Origin of the sequence: Nonomuraea lactucae, assembly GCF_003313395.1 — a bacterium.
GTDB lineage: Bacteria > Actinomycetota > Actinomycetes > Streptosporangiales > Streptosporangiaceae > Nonomuraea > Nonomuraea lactucae.
Window position 1 is genome coordinate 1 of record NZ_QNFZ01000281.1, and the last position, 17,531, is coordinate 17,531.

General features: G+C 72.9%; 13 protein-coding genes. 9 read left to right on the forward strand and 4 right to left on the reverse strand.

All coding sequences use genetic code 11. The features are described 5' to 3' along the window. The coding region (locus tag DQW85_RS18980; protein ID WP_113701642.1) for a PAS domain-containing protein at positions 1-1,021 on the reverse strand (1,021 nt) is incomplete at its 3' end. Positions 1,022-1,233: 212 nt separating this feature from the next. Between DQW85_RS18980 and DQW85_RS18985 the strand changes: the two genes are divergently transcribed. The 6 genes from DQW85_RS18985 (at position 1,234) to DQW85_RS19010 (ending at position 7,791) form a co-directional block, all read left to right on the forward strand. After that, entirely contained in the window at positions 1,234-3,762 is a 2,529-nt protein-coding gene (locus DQW85_RS18985; protein ID WP_113701643.1) for a DNA translocase FtsK, read from the forward strand. A gap of 78 nt (positions 3,763-3,840) precedes the next feature. Beyond that, positions 3,841-4,587 carry a helix-turn-helix domain-containing protein gene (locus tag DQW85_RS18990; protein ID WP_113701644.1) on the forward strand — a complete coding sequence of 249 codons (747 nt, stop codon included), beginning with the start codon at positions 3,841-3,843 and terminating at the stop codon, positions 4,585-4,587. 46 nt (positions 4,588-4,633) lie between these two features. Further along, positions 4,634-6,043: a 30S ribosomal protein S12 methylthiotransferase RimO gene (gene rimO / locus DQW85_RS18995; RefSeq protein ID WP_113701645.1), complete on the forward strand. Its 1,410-nt coding sequence runs from the start codon at positions 4,634-4,636 to the stop codon at positions 6,041-6,043. Beyond that, positions 6,040-6,612 (forward strand): CDP-diacylglycerol--glycerol-3-phosphate 3-phosphatidyltransferase, encoded by a 573-nt coding sequence (gene pgsA / locus DQW85_RS19000; protein ID WP_113701646.1) that lies wholly within the window; start codon positions 6,040-6,042, stop codon positions 6,610-6,612. The genes rimO and pgsA overlap by 4 nt, the downstream gene beginning before the upstream one ends. Before the next feature lie 41 nt (positions 6,613-6,653). Then, positions 6,654-7,145 carry a CinA family protein gene (locus DQW85_RS19005; RefSeq protein WP_113701647.1) on the forward strand — a complete coding sequence of 164 codons (492 nt, stop codon included), beginning with the start codon at positions 6,654-6,656 and terminating at the stop codon, positions 7,143-7,145. Positions 7,146-7,434: 289 nt separating this feature from the next. Next, a complete protein-coding gene (locus DQW85_RS19010; protein ID WP_113701653.1) occupies positions 7,435-7,791 on the forward strand; it encodes a helix-turn-helix domain-containing protein in 357 nt (118 codons plus the stop codon). Here DQW85_RS19010 and DQW85_RS46915 read toward each other — a convergent pair. Together DQW85_RS46915 and DQW85_RS19025 are read right to left on the reverse strand one after the other, a co-directional pair. Further along, positions 7,788-8,777 (reverse strand): DNA-formamidopyrimidine glycosylase family protein, encoded by a 990-nt coding sequence (locus tag DQW85_RS46915; protein ID WP_240197276.1) that lies wholly within the window; start codon positions 8,775-8,777, stop codon positions 7,788-7,790. The two genes, DQW85_RS19010 and DQW85_RS46915, sit on opposite strands and share 4 nt — an antisense overlap. 44 nt (positions 8,778-8,821) lie before the next feature. Next, positions 8,822-9,271: an RrF2 family transcriptional regulator gene (locus DQW85_RS19025; protein WP_113701648.1), complete on the reverse strand. Its 450-nt coding sequence runs from the start codon at positions 9,269-9,271 to the stop codon at positions 8,822-8,824. Positions 9,272-9,616: 345 nt separating this feature from the next. Between DQW85_RS19025 and DQW85_RS19030 the strand changes: the two genes are divergently transcribed. Beyond that, positions 9,617-10,795, forward strand: coding sequence for an ROK family transcriptional regulator (locus tag DQW85_RS19030; RefSeq protein WP_113701649.1), 1,179 nt, complete (start codon positions 9,617-9,619; stop codon positions 10,793-10,795). 57 nt (positions 10,796-10,852) lie between these two features. Here the strand turns inward: DQW85_RS19030 and DQW85_RS19035 are convergent, their stop codons facing one another. After that, complete coding sequence (locus tag DQW85_RS19035) at positions 10,853-12,361, reverse strand: glycoside hydrolase family 3 protein (RefSeq protein WP_113701650.1); 1,509 nt, start codon at positions 12,359-12,361, stop codon at positions 10,853-10,855. Between the two features lie 189 nt (positions 12,362-12,550). Here DQW85_RS19035 and DQW85_RS19040 point away from each other — a divergent pair, with 189 nt between their 5' ends. Together DQW85_RS19040 and DQW85_RS19045 are read left to right on the forward strand one after the other, a co-directional pair. Further along, the gene (locus tag DQW85_RS19040) at positions 12,551-16,678 is read left to right on the forward strand and encodes a non-ribosomal peptide synthetase (protein WP_162795111.1); all 4,128 of its coding nucleotides are present in this window, start codon (positions 12,551-12,553) and stop codon (positions 16,676-16,678) included. Continuing rightward, positions 16,671-17,531, forward strand: an 861-nt coding sequence (locus tag DQW85_RS19045; RefSeq protein ID WP_113701652.1) for an MFS transporter, incomplete at its 3' end; no start/stop codon positions are given. The genes DQW85_RS19040 and DQW85_RS19045, both read left to right, overlap by 8 nt.

Consider the following 17,531-nt stretch of genomic DNA (forward strand, 5'->3'; position numbering starts at 1 on the left):
GGCCCGCGGGCTCCGTGCTGCCCCCGCCCGGGTCCGCGGGCTCCGTGCGACCCCTGTCCGTGCCGGTGGGCCCCGTCCGGCCCGCGCCGCCGGTCCGATCCCGGTCGCCCTCGCGCAGGAGGACGTAGGAGGCGTCACCGCCCGCGGCCAGGTGGACGATCTGGGCGATCGTGTCGAGCAGCTCGGCCAGCGGCCTGTCGTGGCCGAGCAGGTCCTTGATGCGCCCGGCCGTCTCCCGCCCGAGCGGCGCGGAGGGCGTGGCCAGCACGTATCTGTGGTCGCCGCCCACCACCACCCAGACCGAGCACCCCTCCCCGGCAGCGCCCTCCGCGCGCACGTGCGAGACGTAGACCGGGACGAGCCTCCCGTCGGGCCGCCGCATCCGCGACTCGCCCCGCCAGCGGCCCAGGCGCAGCGTGTCGGCCAGCGACAGCCCTCGCGAGCCGCCCCCATGACCGTCCTGCCAGGCGACCAGCTCCGCCAGCGGCCTGCCCACCGCCTGCTCCGGCGGCCATCCGAGCAGCGCCTCGGCCTCCGGGTTCCACGACACGACGCGGCCGTCCGCGCCGGTCACGACCACCCCCACGTGCAGGGACTCGACCGGCGCCGCCGCCCGGCCCGGCCCGGCCTCCGGCGCCTGCGTGCCGTCGGGCAGCTCCATGCGCACCCAGACCCGCTTGGCGGTGCCCGTGTAGGTGACGCCCCACCCGTCGGCGAGCATCCCGGCCAGCGTGAGGCCGCCTCCCGGAGCCTTGATCGTCAGTGCCGGGCGGTGGTCGTCCACCTCGATCTCCAGCGCGGGCGGGACCGCGTGCGGGTCGAGGCAGCAGGTCACCTCAAGGCCCGTGCCCGCGTGCACCACCGCGTTGGTGACCAGCTCGCCGGTCAGCAGCACGGCGTCCTCGGCCAGGTGGTCGAGCCGCCATTCGGCGAGCACCCGGCGGACGAACCGCCGGGCGGCGGCGGGGGCGTGCGGCGTGCCGTCGAAGGCCCTGCTCGACACGCGAGTCGTGTGCACCATGCGTCCCAGAACATCACTCGGCGTTGCTGTGCGGTTACTCTTCAGAGTGGCAGAACCCGCCGGGCCAGCACCTCCAGTTGCCGAGAAGGCCCGAAGCTGGGACTCCCGGCGCGTGCCGCGAGGCCGGAGTCCCGGCGCCGCCGGGCGGCGTTCGCCGCCGGCACCGGCGAGCCTCGTGCGTCCGGCCGTGTCTCCGACGTACCTTTGGCATCATGGCCACCCGTACGCCGAAAAGCGCACCGAAGGGGCCGGCGAAGCGGTCGGCCTCGCCTCGTACGCCCCCCGCCAAGCGGGGATCCACGTCGTCGGCGCGCCCGAGGGCCAAGGGGTCCGCGCCGGGCCGCAAGCCGTCCATGACCCACCAGGACCCGATCAGCTGGGTCTTCACGATGATCGGCAAGCTGGTCGTGGGGCTCTGGATGCTGCTCGCCAACGGCATCGGCAGCGCGGCGCGCGCGCTCGGCAAGAACGCCCGCGACCTCGACCCCGCCCACCGGCGCGACGGCGTCGGCCTGACCGTGCTCGCGGGCGCCATCGTGCTCGCCGCGATGACCTGGCGCACCTCGGAGGGCGCGGTCTCGACCGTGGTCAACGCCGTCGTGAGGGGCGTGTTCGGGTCGCTGGCGTGGGCCCTGCCGCTGCTGCTGGGCCTGCTTGCCTGGCGCTACCTGCGCCACCCCGACCAGAACGCCGACACCGGGCGCATGGTGATCGGCTGGAGCGCGCTGCTGGTCGGCGTGCTCGGGGTGATCCACGTGGCCAACGACGTCCCCTACCCCAACCCCGCGGGCACCGCCAACGACGGCATGGACCGGGTCTCGCAGGCGGGCGGCCTCATCGGGTTCATCGTCTCGGCGCCGCCGATGAGCATCCTGCCGTCATGGATCACGATCCCGCTGCTGCTCATGCTGTCCGGCTTCGGCGTGCTGGTGATCACGGCCACGCCGATCCACCGGATCCCCGAACGGCTGGCGGAGCTCAGGCACATGCTGTTCGAGCGGCACGCCCCCGCGGCCGAGCCGGGCGATCAGCAGGCCAGGAAGCGGGCCAGGCCGAAGAAGCCGGGCGGGCCCGAGGGCGGCGACCTGGTCAAGCCGTACGACACGCCGGTGCTGTCCGAGCAGGACAAGCGCGCCGACCACTCGCCGGAGATCGTGCCCGGCCTGGTGGAGGAGGACCAGGAGGCGTCCGCCCCGGCGCCGGTCAAGAAGCAGGAGCCGCCGCAGCCCACGCCCGCGCCGCGCAAGGTCGAGCAGCTCGTCCTCTCGCCGCAGGCCGGGCCGTACAGCCTGCCCGACCTGCAGTTCCTCAAGCCGGGCAGCGCGCCCAAGCCGCAGACCAAGGCCAACACCGTCGTGGTCAACGCGCTGACCAGCGTGCTTGAGCAGTTCACCATCGACGCGCAGGTGATCGGGTTCACCCGCGGGCCGACGGTGACCCGCTACGAGATCGAGCTGGGGCCCGCGGTCAAGGTGGAGAAGGTCACGGCGCTCACCAAGAACATCGCGTACGCCGTGAAGTCGGCCGATGTGCGGATCCTGTCCCCGATCCCCGGCAAGTCGGCCATCGGGGTGGAGATCCCGAACGCCGACAAGGACCTGGTGGCACTGGGCGACGTGCTCAGGTCGCAGGTGGCCCAGGCCGACCACCACCCGATGATCGTGGGGCTGGGCAAGGACGTCGAGGGGCGCACGATCGTGGCCAACCTCGCCAAGATGCCCCACCTGCTGATCGCGGGCGCCACGGGCGCCGGCAAGTCGGTCTGCGTCAACGGGCTGATCACCTCGATCCTCATGCGCGCCACGCCCGACGAGGTGCGGATGGTGCTCGTCGACCCCAAGCGCGTGGAGCTGTCGGTCTACGAGGGCATCCCGCACCTCATCACGCCCATCATCACCAACCCGAAGAAGGCCGCCGAGGCCCTCGAATGGGTGGTGGGCGAGATGGACCGGCGCTACGACGACCTGGCCGCCAGCGGGTTCAGGCACGTGGACGAGTTCAACAAGGCCGTGCGCGCGGGCAAGCTGCAGCCGCCGCCGGGCAGCGAGCGGGTCTACCAGCCCTACCCGTACCTGCTCGTCATCGTGGACGAACTGGCCGACCTGATGATGGTCGCCCCGCGCGACGTCGAGGACTCGATCGTCCGCATCACCCAGCTCGCCCGCGCCGCGGGAATCCACCTGGTCATCGCCACGCAGCGGCCCTCCGTCGACGTGGTCACCGGCCTGATCAAGGCGAACGTGCCCTCCCGGCTGGCGTTCGCCGTCTCCTCGCTCACCGACTCGCGGGTCATCCTCGACCAGCCCGGCGCCGACAAGCTGGTCGGCCAGGGCGACGCGCTGTTCCTGCCGATGGGCGCCAGCAAGCCCATCCGCATCCAGAACGCGTTCGTCTCGGAGAAGGAGATCAACGAGATCGTCACGCACTGCAAGACGCAGATGCAGGCCGAATACCGGCCCGACGTGACCGCGACCGCCTCCGCCAAGCGGGAGATCGACGAGGAGATCGGCGACGACCTCGACCTGCTCGTCCAGGCCGCCGAGCTGATCGTGACGACCCAGTTCGGCTCGACCTCGATGCTGCAGCGCAAGCTCCGGGTCGGCTTCGCCAAGGCGGGCCGGCTGATGGACCTGCTGGAGAGCCGCGAGGTGGTCGGCCCGAGCGAGGGCTCCAAGGCGCGCGAGGTGCTGGTGAAACCGGACGATCTGCCTGCGCTGCTGGCCGACTTGCGTGGCGAATGACCCCGATGCACGCCCGCCCGACGATTACTGGTTGAATATGACTAACTACGCATCGTCGGGGGCTGGGAGGCGTGTGTCGTGGAGGAGCAGAGCATAGGAGCCAGGCTGGCGGCGGCCAGGTCGGCGGCCGGCATGACGGTCGCGCAGCTGAGCGCGGTCACCCGCATTCGTGAGGCGCTCATCTACGCGATCGAGCGTGACGACTTCTCGCAGTGCGGTGGCGACTTCTACGAGCGAGGGCACATCAAGGCCCTGGCCAAGGCGGTCGGCCTCGATCCCGAGGCCATGGTCCACCTCTACGACGAGCAGCACGGCGGCGCGCCGCCGCCGGTGCGGGCCGCCGCCGTGTTCCAGGCCGACCGCAAGATCAAGCTGTCCGAGCGCCGCGGCCCCAACTGGACGATGGCGCTGGGGGTCGCGCTGGCCATCGTGGTGGTCTTCGGCGTGGCCAGGGTGATGGGCGGCACGCCGGAGAAGGTGCGCTCGGCCGGCGTGCAGCAGGCGTCGGCGGTCCCGAGCGCGCCGGCGCAGGGGGCGGCCCGCGGCAAGGCGGCCTCCCGCGTCAAGGGCCAGGTCGTGGTCAAGGTCACGGCCGACCGCGCCGCCTACCTCAACGTCCGCGACGCCGAGGGCCACAGGTTGTTCGCCGGCACGCTGGAGGCGGGCAAGAGCTCCACGTGGCGGGCGCCGAAGCGGATCAATCTCCTGATCGGCGACGGGAGCGCCGTGTCGCTGCAGGTCAACGGCAAGAACCTGGGGCGGCCGGGCGGCAGCGGCGAGGTCGTGCGACGCTCGTTCGGGCCGCCAAAGCCCCAAGCGCGGTAGCCGGTGCGTCCGGCGGTGGCCAACTCCCAGTACCGTAGTGTGCACCATGTCATCCCGCCGAACCGCATCGCTGATCACGCTGGGCTGCGCCCGTAACGAGGTCGACTCCGAGGAGCTGGCCGCGCGACTTGAGGCTGCCGGTTGGCAGCTGGGCGACGACGACCCCGACGTCGTCGTCGTCAACACGTGCGGCTTCATCGATTCGGCGAAGAAGGACTCGATCGACACGCTGCTCGCCGCCGCCGACTCCGGGGCCAAGGTGGTCGCCGCCGGCTGCATGGCCGAGCGCTACGGCAACGAGCTGGCCGAGGCGCTCCCCGAGGCCAGCGCGGTCATCTCGTTCGACGACTACGCGGAGATCGGCGGCCGGCTCGACGACGTGCTCGCTGGCCGGCCGCTCAAGCCGCACACGCCGCGCGACCGCCGCACCTTGCTCCCCATTTCGCCGGTGGACCGTGCCGGTGCCCCCAAGGCGAGCATCCCCGGCCACGGCGACCTGCCGGAGGGGCTGGCGCCCGCCAGCGGCCCGCGGGTGCTGCGCAAACGGCTCGACGAGAGCCCCGTCGCCTCGCTCAAGCTGGCCTCGGGCTGCGACCGGCGCTGCACGTTCTGCGCGATCCCGGCCTTCCGCGGCGCCTATGTCTCGCGAGATCCCGAGGAACTGCTGGCGGAGGCCGACTGGCTTGCCGCCAGGGGCGTCCGCGAGCTCGTCCTGGTCAGCGAGAACTCCACCTCCTACGGCAAGGACCTGGGCGACCTCCGGGCCCTGGAGAAGCTGCTGCCGCGGCTGGCCGCCGTGGAGGGCATCGACCGGGTGCGCGCCAGCTACCTCCAGCCGGCCGAGCTGAGGCCGGGCCTGATCGACGTGATCGCGGGCAGCGAGGGCGTCGCCCCCTACTTCGACCTGTCGTTCCAGCACGCCAGCGGTCCCGTGCTGCGCCGGATGCGCCGCTTCGGCGATCCGGAGCGCTTCCTGGGGCTGCTGGAGTCCATCCGCGAGCGCGCTCCCGAGGCGGGCGTGCGCTCCAACTTCATCGTCGGGTTCCCCGGCGAGAGCGAGGAGGAGTTCGGCGAGCTGGTCGGCTTCCTGGAGCAGGCCAGGCTCGACGTGATCGGGGTGTTCGGCTACTCCGACGAGGACGGCACCGAGGCGGCCGGCTTCGACGGCAAGCTCGACCAGGAGCTCATCGACGAGCGGGTGCGCGTCCTGACCGAGCTGGCCGAGGAGCTGACGGCGCAGCGCGCGGAGGAGCGCATCGGCACCGAGGTCGACGTGCTCGTCGACGACGACCTGGGCGACGGCGGATACGAGGGCCGGGCCGCGCACCAGGGTCCCGAGGTCGACGGGTCCGTCACGGTCCAGGGCATCGGCCTGGTCCGGGGCCAGATCGTGCGCGCCGTCGTGGTCGACGCCGAGGGCGTCGACCTGATCGCGCGCATCAAGGCCGGTCCATGACCAGGGACGAGCGTCGTGTGGTGAGCCCGTGGAACGTCGCCAACATCCTCACGGTCCTCCGGTTGGCGCTCGTCCCGTTCTTCGTCGTCTGCCTCTTCCTGCCGGGCACGGGCTGGCGCCTGGCCGCCCTGGCGGTGTTCGCCGTGGCGTCGATCACCGACCACCTCGACGGTGAGCTCGCCAGGCGCTACGGGCTGATCACCGACTTCGGCAAGATCGCCGACCCGATCGCCGACAAGGCGCTCACCGGCGCGGCCCTGGTGTCGCTGTCGATCCTGGGCGAGCTGCCGTGGTGGGTGACGATCGTGATCCTGGGCCGCGAACTGGGCATCACCCTGCTGCGGCTCATGCTGATCCGGCGCGCCGTGATCCCGGCGAGCTACGGCGGCAAGGTCAAGACCGTGCTGCAGATCGCCGCCATCGTCCTCTACATCCTGCCCGGCGTGCCCGACCCGCTGCGCTGGATCATGATGGGCGCCGCCCTGGTCGTGACCGTGGGCACGGGCGTCGACTACGTGGTCCGAGCCGTCAAGCTCCGGAAGGTGGCGCGGCAGGTGCGCGGGGAGTAGAGAGATCTCACACACATTCGACGAGTGGCGGGGGAGCGAACATGGCGCGGGCCGCTGAGGCGATCTCCCTGCTGGTCGGGCGGTCTGCGACGGTCGCGGTGGCCGAGTCGCTGACCGGCGGGCTGATCGGGGCGGCGTTCACCTCCGTCTCGGGCTCGTCGAAGGCGTTCAGGGGCGGGGTCATCGCCTACGCCACGGATCTCAAGCAGGCCCTGCTGGCCGTACCCGTTGATCTCCTGCGGCGGGAGGGGGCCGTGCACCCGCAGGTCGCGGCGGCGATGGCCGCCGGGGTGGCGCGGCTGTGCGAGGCGACGTACGGGCTGGCCGTGACCGGGGTGGCGGGGCCGGAGCCGCAGGACGGCAAGCCGGTCGGCACCGTGCACGTGGCGGTCAGCGGGCCCGGCGGAGAAATTTGGGCGCGTGATCTGAGACTTCAGGGGTCGCGTGAACGTATCAGGGTAAAGACGGTGGACGAGGCAGTCGATCTACTGACAGGTGTGCTGAAGGCGAACAAGGGGGAACATTTCGGGTGATTACCGTGTTACGTCCCGAGCGAACATGCCAGGCACGGTCTGACGCCGTGTCGGTGGATGCAGGTACGGTGGAGCTGTGAGTGAGGTCCGTGAGCCAACTGCAAGCAGCGAGCGCCCGGCAGACGGGCCTGATGTGTCGCGAGAGAAGCCACGAGCGGCGGGCCAGGGGCGACGGCGGCGCCCGATGATGACGGCGAGGAGCATGTACGAAGCTAAGAAGAAGGATGGGCGGCACGACCCGATCGCGCGGAGCGTGGTGAAGACATCCACGCCGGGGAGGGAGCGACAGATGATTTTGCTGCGTCAGCTGCTCGGTGACGTGCTGAGACGGTTGCGCGTGCGGCAGGGGCGCACTCTCCGCGAGGTGTCCACGCTGGCGCGCGTCTCACTCGGCTACCTGTCCGAGGTGGAGCGCGGGCAGAAAGAGGCGTCCTCCGAGCTGCTGGCGTCCATTTGCGGCGCGCTCGGAGTGCCGCTCTCACAGGTGCTGCGTGAGGTCTCCGACCAGTTCGCGCTGGCCGAGCTGCAGGCGGCCCCTGTGCTCGCCGACGCGCCGGAGCACGAGCGCATCCCCCTTGCCGAGTCGGTGCCGGGGTCGATCTCTGACTCCGTGTTCCCCGAAGTCAAGGACATGGTGGCGGCCTAAGGCGGCTGACAGCCCGCGCACCACAGGACCAGCCGCTCCTGTGACCGCGCTCCCATCTCCCCTCGGCTGATGCGCGTGCCGCATCGGCGACATGGCCGGCCTGCCCTGCCGTAGACCCAGGTCTGGGCGGCGGGACGGCGATCTCCTGTGGTCACGGTGCCCGCCCACGTCTTGTTGGCGTCCAGGAGCCGGTGCGCCAGCGTGACGACGCCCTCCAGGTCCTCGATGTCCCCGACCTTCCGCCACGGCCAGATCCCGCGCAGAAAGAGGGTCTCGGCGCGATAGATCGTGCCGATGCCGGCCAGGTTGCGCTGGTCGAGCAGCGCGTCGCCGATCGTCCTGCCCGGATCCTCCCGCAGCCGCCGCACGGCCTCGGCCGGGTCCCAGTCCTCGCCGAGCAGGTCGGGCCCGAGGTGACCCACCACGCGGGCCTCGTCGGCGGTCTCGAGCAGGTCGACCATTCCCAGCCTCACGCCCACGGCCTCCCAGTCCGCGTTGGCCAGGACGAGCCTGACCACGTCACCGGGCCCCACCGAGCGCCCGCCCCCGTCGCGGTAGGGGCTCCCCCCTCCCCGAGCACGGGACCGCCGCCACGCGCCCTCCGGGATGGCGTACCGGCCTGTCGTGTCGTCCGGGATGGCGTACCGGCCTGTCGTGTCGTCCGGGGTGGTGGGCCCGCGTGTCGCGTCGTCCGAGGCGGCGGGGGCGTGACGGGGGTCGCGCGGGGCCGCGGGACGGCCGGAGGCGTCTCTCGCGGCCGTGACGCGCCAGCTTCCGTCCATGCGCAGGTGCGTGTGCACCGTCAGCCCGCCCTCCACGCGCGTGAGCAGGTGCTTGCCCCGCGACACGGTCGTGAGGACCACCCGGCCGGTGAGGTCGGCCGTGGCGTGGCGGGGCACGCGGAAGTCGGAGCGCGTGAGCACGCGCCCGTCGAGCGCCTGCCGCAGCCTGGTGGCGGTGCGGTAGACGGCGTCGCCTTCCGGCATGCCAACCAGTCTAGGAAAACGCCGGTAGCGCCCGGCGGAGGTGGTCAGTCCCAGGCGGCGGGGTCGGAGGCGAGCTGCCGGATGCGGTCGGGCAGCGAACCTGTCGCTACCTGCTCCAGCGTGACCTCCTCCAGGATGGACCGTTCGGTGGCGCGCAGGGCGATCCACACCTGCTGGAGCGACTCCGCGGGGCCGCGGTAGCCGACGTGCTCCGGGCGTTCGCCCCGGACGTTCGCCAGCGGCCCGTCGACTGCCCTGATCACGTCGGCCAGGGAGATCTCACCGGGGGGCCTGGCCAGCACGTAGCCGCCCTCTGGGCCTCGCTGACCGCGCACGAGGCCGGCCCGGCGCATCTGCAGCAGGATGTTCTCAAGGTATTTGGGCGGCATGTCCTGCTCCTTGGCGAGCTCGCCCACGGTGGTCGGGCCGGTACCGGCCGCGGCGAGTTCGGCGGCCGCGCGGAGGGCGTAGTCGACACGAGCGGAAAGGCGCATGTTGTCGATTATCCCTCCTGGTCAACAGTGGTTAGGCGCGAGGGCGGCACAACATGCCGGTCATCGGGTCTCCGGCAAGGGCGGGGCCTGCGGGGATGGCTGTTCGTGACGTTTCGTGCGCCTCTCGCGCCGATGTCTGGTGTCACTGTCCGTGCTGCTTCATACGCGGATCCATATGGCTGGACGGGGGGAGCGGTCCCGCGGGCCACGTGGACGCTCCAACCGGCGGTCCCGCAGGGCGAGGCGACGGGATTCGAAGCAGATCCTCGGGTTCACCTGCGGTGATTAGGCGCTGAGGAGCGCTAAACTTCCAACAACCTTTTCGATTAGACGGTGGGATTGAGCGTGGAGCGACGCCCTGGTGTGCCCAGACTTCTCAGGGAGATCAACGACCGGGCCGCGCTGGAGTTGCTGCTCGCCACCGGTCCGATGACTCGGGGGCAGATCGGCGACCTGACCGGTCTGTCCAAGGTCACCGCCTCTCAGACGCTGGCGCGGCTGGAGGAGCGCGGGCTGGTCGAGGTGGTGGGCACGCAGGCCGGTGGGCGCGGCCCCAACGCCGCGCTCTATTCCGTGATCCCGTCCAGCGCCTACGTGGCCGGGCTGGAGGTGGGGCCGGAGCTGGTCTCGGCGGCGGTCGCCGACATCAACGGCCGCACGGTGGCCGAGGTGACGTTCGATCCGAACGGCCACGACGACCTGGTCCCGGTGCTCCACGGCGCGATCATGAAAGCCTGCCGCAGCGCCAAGGTGAGCGTCGGCAAGCTGCGCGGAGTGGTGATCGGCACGCCCGGCGTGGTCGACCCGCGCAGCGGCGACGTCCGCTACGCCTTCGACCTGCCGGGCTGGCACGAGGGCAGCCACGAGGCGCTGGCCGGCGAGCTCAAGCGCGAGGTGACGATCGAGAACGACGTCAACCTGGCCGCCATCGCCGAACGCGTCGACGGGGCCGCCAGCGGGCTCGACGACTTCGTGCTGCTGTGGGCGAGCCGCGGGCTCGGCCTGGCCGTCATGCTGGGCGGCAAGCTGCACCGCGGGCGTTCGGGGAGCGCGGGTGAGATCGGCTACCTCGCCGTGCCCGGCGTGCCGCTGCCCGAGGACATCCGCACCACACCGGGGCGGCTGCCCTCGCTGGCGGGCGGCCTGCAGTCGCTGGTCAGCGCCGAGGCGGTGGCGGAGCTCGCCCAGGACCACGGCTTCCAGGCCGCGAGCGCCGGGGAGTGCGTGGAGATCGCGGTGGCCGCCGGCGCGCGGGGCGAGCCGCTGCTCGACGAGCTCGCGCACCGGCTGGCCCTGGGCGTGGCCGCGGTCTGCGTGATCCTCGACCCCGGCCTGGTCGTGCTCGGCGGCGAGGTGGGGCACGCGGGAGGCCGGGCGCTGACCTCCCGGGTGGAGGAGGCGGTGGCCCGCATCTGCCCGGTGCGGCCCCAGGTGGCCACCAGCACCGTGGAGGGCAACCAGGTGCTGCGCGGCGCCGTCCTCGCCGCCCTGAACATGGCCCGCGAGGGGCTCTTCAGCTCCTGAGGTGTACGGCCGGTGGCCTGAGGTCCTTCAGCCTGTGATGTGTGTGATGAGTGTGACTCATGTGACTCCTGTGATGAGCTCGGCGATGGACTCGGCGGCGACCTGGCAGCAAAGCGTGCTCCCGCCGGACGTCGCCACGTGCACGGCACCGGGACGCTCCTTGCCCGGCACGCCCAGCTCGACCACGACGGCGTCGGGGCGGCGGGCGAGCAGCAGGTCGGTGGCGGCGGGCACCCAGGCGTGCCGGTAGGCCGTGCGGGCGACGACCACCAGGAGCCGGTCCCCGCCCGCGTCGGCGGCCTCCGCCAGCTCCCCCACGCCGGGGTCGGCCAGCCGTACGGAGGTCGTCCCGGGGAGGAGCGCCGCGAGCGGGGTGGCGAGCCCCCAGGGGGTGGCCGGGTCGACGGCCAGGTTGGTGGGGGCGTCGAGCTCCACCACGTGAGGTGGCCCGATCGCCGTGAGCTGCTGGTTGACGGTCACGCGCAACGCCCGCCGGGCGGCGAGCCACGCGGCGTCAGTGGCCTCCGGGACGGGGGTGGTGGGGGCCGGGGGCCGGGTGGCCGCCCAGCGGGCGAGGGCGCGTACGCGGTCGGCGGCTTCCGCGAGGCGCTCCTCCGGGAGGGTTCCGTCCGCGACGGCGGCGACGATGGCGTTGCGGATCAGGCCGACGACTCCGGGCGTGGCGTTCTCGCCGCCGACGCAGATCGCGTCGGCTCCGGCGGCGAGCGCGCGGACGGCCGTGCCGCCCAGCCCGTAGCGCAGTGAGACGGCCGGCATCTCGATCCCGTCGGTGACGATGAGGCCGTCGAAGCCGAGCTCCTCGCGGAGCAGGCCGATCATGAGGCGGTGGCTGGTCGTGGCCGGCGAAGAGGCGTCGTACGCGGGCACGAGCAGGTGGCCGGTCATGACGGCCCGCACGCCGGCGGCGATGGCGGCCCGGTAGGGGAGCAGGGCGGTGGCGGCGAGCTCCTCCGCCGAACAGGTGATGGTCGGCAGTTCGTCGTGCGAGTCGACGGCGGTGGCCCCGTGGCCCGGGAAGTGCTTGGCGCAGCCCGCGACGCCGGCCGACTGGAGGCCCGTCACCCACGCGGCCGTGTGGCGGGCGACGAGCGCGGGGTCGGCGCCGAAGCTCCGGGTGCCGACCACGGGGTTGTCCAGGTCGGAGTCGATGTCGACGACGGGCGCGTAGTTGAGGTTGATCCCCGCCGCCGCCAGGTCGCGGCCGATGCCCTCGGCGACCACGCGGGTGAGTGCCGGGTCGTCGGCGGCGCCGAGCGCCAGGTTGCCGGGGCGGGAGCTGCCGGTGAAGGCCTCCAGGCGGGTGACGTCCCCGCCCTCCTCGTCGAGCGCGATGAGGGCGTCCGGATTCTCTGCCCGAATAGCAGCCGTAAGGGCCGATATTTGACTCTTTTGTACGAGGTTCCGGGAGTAGAGGGCGATGCCACCAAGGCCGGTCCCGAGGCGTCTTCGTACCCATTCCGGAAGGGTTGTGCCCTTGAATCCCGGTTGCAGCACGGCCTCGGCGAGCGCGGCCAGCACGGGACTGGGGGTGTTCGTGGTGGTCATGGCAGCTCCTCGTGTCCGTGCCGGATCTTGTGCCGCGAGGTCCTTGTCTGCGGTCGGCACCTGTGTATAGCATCAAACCGCCTAATTAATAGGAAACTTTCCTAAGAGTTATTTTGTCAACCTCCCAGTCAAGTTCCGCGGTCCAGGGGGACGGTCAGGATGCGGGTGGCACGGAGCGATACCGCGGTCATGTCGAGAGCCCAGGAGCGCCTGTGGTTCGTCGACCGGCTCTCCGGGGGCGGCGCCTCGTACAACATCGCGGTCGCGGAGCGGTTCACCGGGCCGCTCGACGCCGCCGCGCTGGAACGGGCGTTCACCGAGCTGGTCGCCCGCCACGAGGCGCTGCGCACGGTCTTCCCGGAGATCGACGGCGTCCCCACCGGCGTCGTACGGCCGGCGGGCCCGGTCCGCCTGGAACGGGCCGACACCACCGAGGACCGCCTGCCGGAGCTGCTGGGCGAGCGCTCCAACCGGCCCTTCGACCTCGCGGAGGGGCCGCTCATGAGGGTGAGCCTGCTGCGCGCCGGGCCGCTGGAGCACGTTCTGCTCATGGTCGTGCACCACATCGTCTGCGACGCGTGGTCGCTGGAGCGGATCGTCTTCCCCGAGCTCTCGGCCCTCTACGACGCCTTCGCCGGCGGAACGCCGGCGCCGCCGGCCGGCCAGGCCCCCGCCTACTCGGCGTACGCGCTGAGCACGCGCGAACAGGACCACGCCGGCGACCTCGACTTCTGGCGGGCCGAGCTGGCCGGGGTGCCCGCGCTGGAGCTGCCCGCCGACCGTCCGCGCCCCGCCACGCCCACCGGCGAAGGCGGCCTGGTCATCCACCGCATGCCGCATGAGCTGTGGCGGCGGGTCGAGGAACTGGCCAGGGCCGAACGGTGCACGCCGTTCATGGTCGTGATGGCCGCCTACCAGGCGCTGCTGTCGCGCTACACGGGCCAGGACGACTTCTGCGTGGGCACGCCCGTCGCAGGGCGCGACGAGGAGGAGTTCGAGCAGGTCGTCGGCCTCTTCGTGAACACCCTCGCGGTCCGCGCCGACCTGGACGGCGACCCCTCGGTGCGGGAGCTGGTCAAGCGGGTGCGCCGGCGGGTGCTGCGGGCGTTCATGCGCAGCGGGGTGCCGTTCGACGAGGTCGTCGCCGGGCTCCGGGTGACCGGCGACCAGGCGCCCCTGTTCCAGGCCATCCTCAACCTGGACAACCCGGGCGAGGGGCTGGACGAGGTGGCCGACTCGCTGCGGCTGGCGGGGCTGGAGCGGAGCCCCGTGGTGTCGGGGCTGGCGCCCGCCAAGTCGGACCTGGCGGTGGACGTGGTCGTCTACCAGACGCACCTGCAGTTCATCGTCACCTACAGCACCGATCTGTTCGAGCGGGCGACCGCCGAGCGGATGGCCGGCCATCTGCGGCGGCTGCTGGAGGAGATGGTGGAGCGGCCGCACGCCCGCCTGTCCGAGCTGCGGATGCTCCCGCCGGACGAGCTGGCGATCGTGCTGCCGGATCCGCCGGACCCGCTGGACCTCCAGGAGCCCCCGGACTGGCTGGACCGGTTGATCGCGGAGCAGGCCGCGCGGACGCCCGGCGCGCCCGCCGTCGTGACCGGCGGCGGCGTCCTCACCTACGCCGAGCTCGACCGGCGCGCCGGCGAGCTGGCCCGCGAGCTGGATGTGGCCCCCGGCAGCCTGGTGGCCCTCTGCATGAAGGCGAGCCCGGAAGCCATGGTCGCGCTGCTCGCCGTCCTCAAGGCCGGCGCCGCCTACGTGCCCGTCGACCCGGCCCAGCCGCCCGCCAGGAGGCAGGCCATGCTGGACGGCTGCGCCGCGGCCATCGACGAGGACGGCGTCACGCGGCTGCCCGGCGGCGCCGTCGTGGACGGAGCCGCGTACGTGATCTACACCTCGGGTTCGACCGGCACGCCGAAGGGCGTCGTGGTGGGCCACCGGACCGTCGCGAGGCTGGCGGCCTCGTTCCGCGACGCCCACGGGTTCGGCCCGGGGGAGCGGGTGCTCATGGTGCCGCCGCTGAGCTTCGACGCCTCGGCCGGCGACATCTTCCCCGCGCTCATCAGCGGCGCCGCGCTCGTCCTACACCCCGACCCCGCCTCGCTGGACGGCCGGGAAGTCCTGAGCCTGTGCCGCGAGCTCGGCGTCACCATGGTCGACACCGCCTCCGCCCTCTGGCAGCAGTGGGTCGAGGACCTCGCGGCGGACGGCCGGGTGGACGTGGGGCCGCTGACCACGATGATGGTCGGCGGCGAGAGCGTCCCCGCCGACCGGCTGCGGACCTGGGCCCGGCTCACCGGTGGCAGGGTCGCCTTCTACAACCACTACGGCCCCACCGAGGCCACGGTCTGCGCCACCGTGTACCGGACGGTGGACGGGGCCGAGCTGGGGGACCGCACGCACCTGCCGATCGGCACGCCGCTGCCGCACGTGCGCGCGTACGTGCTGGACCGGCACCCCGACCGGCGGGGGCTCCCGGCGCCGATAGGGGTGCCGGGCGAGCTCCACCTCGGCGGTGAGTGCGTGGCCATGGGGTATCTCGGGCAGCCCGAGCTGACCGCCGCGCGTTTCCGCCCCGACCCGTTCGCGCCGGGCTCCACCATGTACGCCACGGGCGACCTGGTGCGCCGCCGGGCCGACGGAACCCTGGACTTCCTCGGCCGCGCCGACAGGCAGCTCAAGGTGAACGGCGTCCGGATCGAACCCGGCGAGGTGGAGGCCGCCTGCCTCGCCCACCCCGGCGTCAAGGAGGCGGTGGTCGCAGCGTCCGCGGGCCGCCTGGTCGCCTACATCGTCGGCACGCCGCTGACGGCGGCCGGGCTGAGGGCCTTCCTCGCGGACCGGCTGCCCTTCGCCATGGCGCCCGCCGCCGTCGTCATGCTGGACGCCCTGCCGCTGACCCCGCACGGCAAGGTGGACCACCGGGCGTTGCCGGTGCCGGAGCCGGAGGCGTCGCCGTACGAGGGCCCGCGGACCCCGACCGAGCGGCGGGTCGCCGCCGTCTGGGAGGAGGTGCTGGGCGCGCGGGCCGGGCGGCGCGACAACTTCTTCGACCTCGGCGGGCACTCCCTGCTCACGCCGCGCACGGTCGCCAGGCTGGCCGAGGAGACGGGCGTCAGCGTTCCGCTCGCCGCGTTCTTCGCCTGCGCGGACCTGGCCGAGCTGGCCGCCGCCATCGACGGCCGTGCCCCCGCGGCACGGCCGGACCTGCGCGAGGACGCCACCCTGCCCGGCGACTTCACCGTCACGCGCACCCCGAGGCGGGGGCCGCTGCGGCGGATCCTCCTCACCGGCGCGACGGGGTTCCTCGGCGCCCACCTGCTGGCCGACCTCCTGGCGAACTCCGAGGCCACCGTGCACTGCCTGGTCAGGGGCGAGCGGCCGGGCGAGCGCATCCGGCGCGCCCTCGAATCGCGCGGCCTCTGGCAGGACGGCTTCGCCCCGCGCATCGTCCCCGAGCCCGGCGACCTGACCAGGCCGCTGCCCGAGCCGCCCGCCGACCTCGACCTGATCCTGCACAACGGCGGCCTGGTCGACTTCACCCGCCCGTACAGCAGGCTCAAGGCCGCCAACGTGGACGGCACGCTCGCGGTGCTGCGGCTGGCCGCCCGCGCCGCCACCCCCGTCCACCTGGTCTCGACCCTCGGCGTGTACCTGACGCCGGGCGAGCGGCTGGTCCGGGAGGGCGACCCGCTTCCCGACCCGGACCGCCTGCACCTCGGCTACGACCAGAGCAAGTGGGTGGCCGACCGGCTCGCCACGGGGGCTCGCGAGGCCGGGCTGGCCGTGGCGATCCACCGCCCGGCGCGGATCTCCGGCCACAGCCGCACCGGCAGGCAGGCCGAGGACGACTTCCTCGCCAGGTTCTTCGCCACCTGCGCGCTGCTCGGCTCGGTGCCCGACGGGGAGCGCCTCGACATGGCGCCCGTCGACCACGTGGCCGCCGCCATCGGCCACCTCGCCAGGTGCCGGGCGGAGGGCGACTTCCACTACCACAACCCGCGCACACTCGGCTCGGCCGACGTCGCCGCCGGACTCGCCGAGCACGGGATCCCGGTACGGCTGGCGCCCGGTCACGAATGGCGCGCCGAGGTGCGCCGCCGGCTCGCGGAGGGCGAGAGCCTCCCACTCGCCCCGTTCCCCGCCTTCCTGGCCGAGTACGGCGACGAGCGCGGCCCGAGCTTCGACTGCGGCGCCACCGAGACCCTGCTGGCCGGCGCCGGGCTCGTCTGCCCACCCGCCCCCGACCTGCTCGGCGCCTGCCTGACCCACCTGATCGACGCCGGAATCCTGCCGGGAGGCGGCCGTGCCTAGAGCGTTCCTCGCCATCTGGTCGTCCCAGCTGCTGTCCATCGTCACCTCCAGCGTCACGGGCTTCGTCCTCGGCGTGTGGGTCTTCCAGCGGACCGGCTCGGCCACCCAGTTCGTGACCATCACGCTCTGCGCGGTGCTGCCCGAGGTGCTGTTCTCGCCGCTCGCCGGCTCGCTGGCGGACCGCTGGGACCGGCGCAGGCTGATGATGGGGGCCGACCTGGGGGCCGCGCTGGCCACCGGAGCGCTGGCCCTGCTGCTCGCGCTGGGCGAGCTCCAGGTCTGGCACGTCTACCTGGTCACCGCGGTCAGCGCGGTGTTCGGCACGGCGCAGATGGCCGCCTACCACTCGATGGTGCCGCTGCTCGTGCCGAAGGAGCAGCTCGGCCGGGCCAACGGCATGCTGCAGGTGGCCGACGCCGTCCGCATCGCCGCGCCGCTGCTCGCCGGCGCCCTGCTGGTGGGCGTGGGCCTGACCGGCGTGGTGGTGATCGACCTGGTGACGTTCGCCGTCTCCCGGCTCGTGCTCCATCTCGTGCCGCTGCCGCGCGAGGTGACCAGGCCGGGCGGGGGCACGCCGGTCGAGCCGTGGCTGCGCGACCTGGCCTTCGGGCTGAGGTTCCTGCGGGCCAGGCGGGGGCTGCTCTGGCTGGTCGGGCTGCTGGCCGCCTACAACCTGTTCTTCGGCATGGCGGGCGTGCTGGTCCAGCCGCTGATCCTGTCCTTCGGCTCGGCCGCCCTGCTGGGCGCGCTCATGTTCGCCGGCGGCTCCGGCCTGTTCGCCGGCGGCCTGGCGATGAGCGCCTGGGGCGGCCCGCGGCGGCGCGTGCGCGGCCTGGTCGCCTTCATCGCGGCG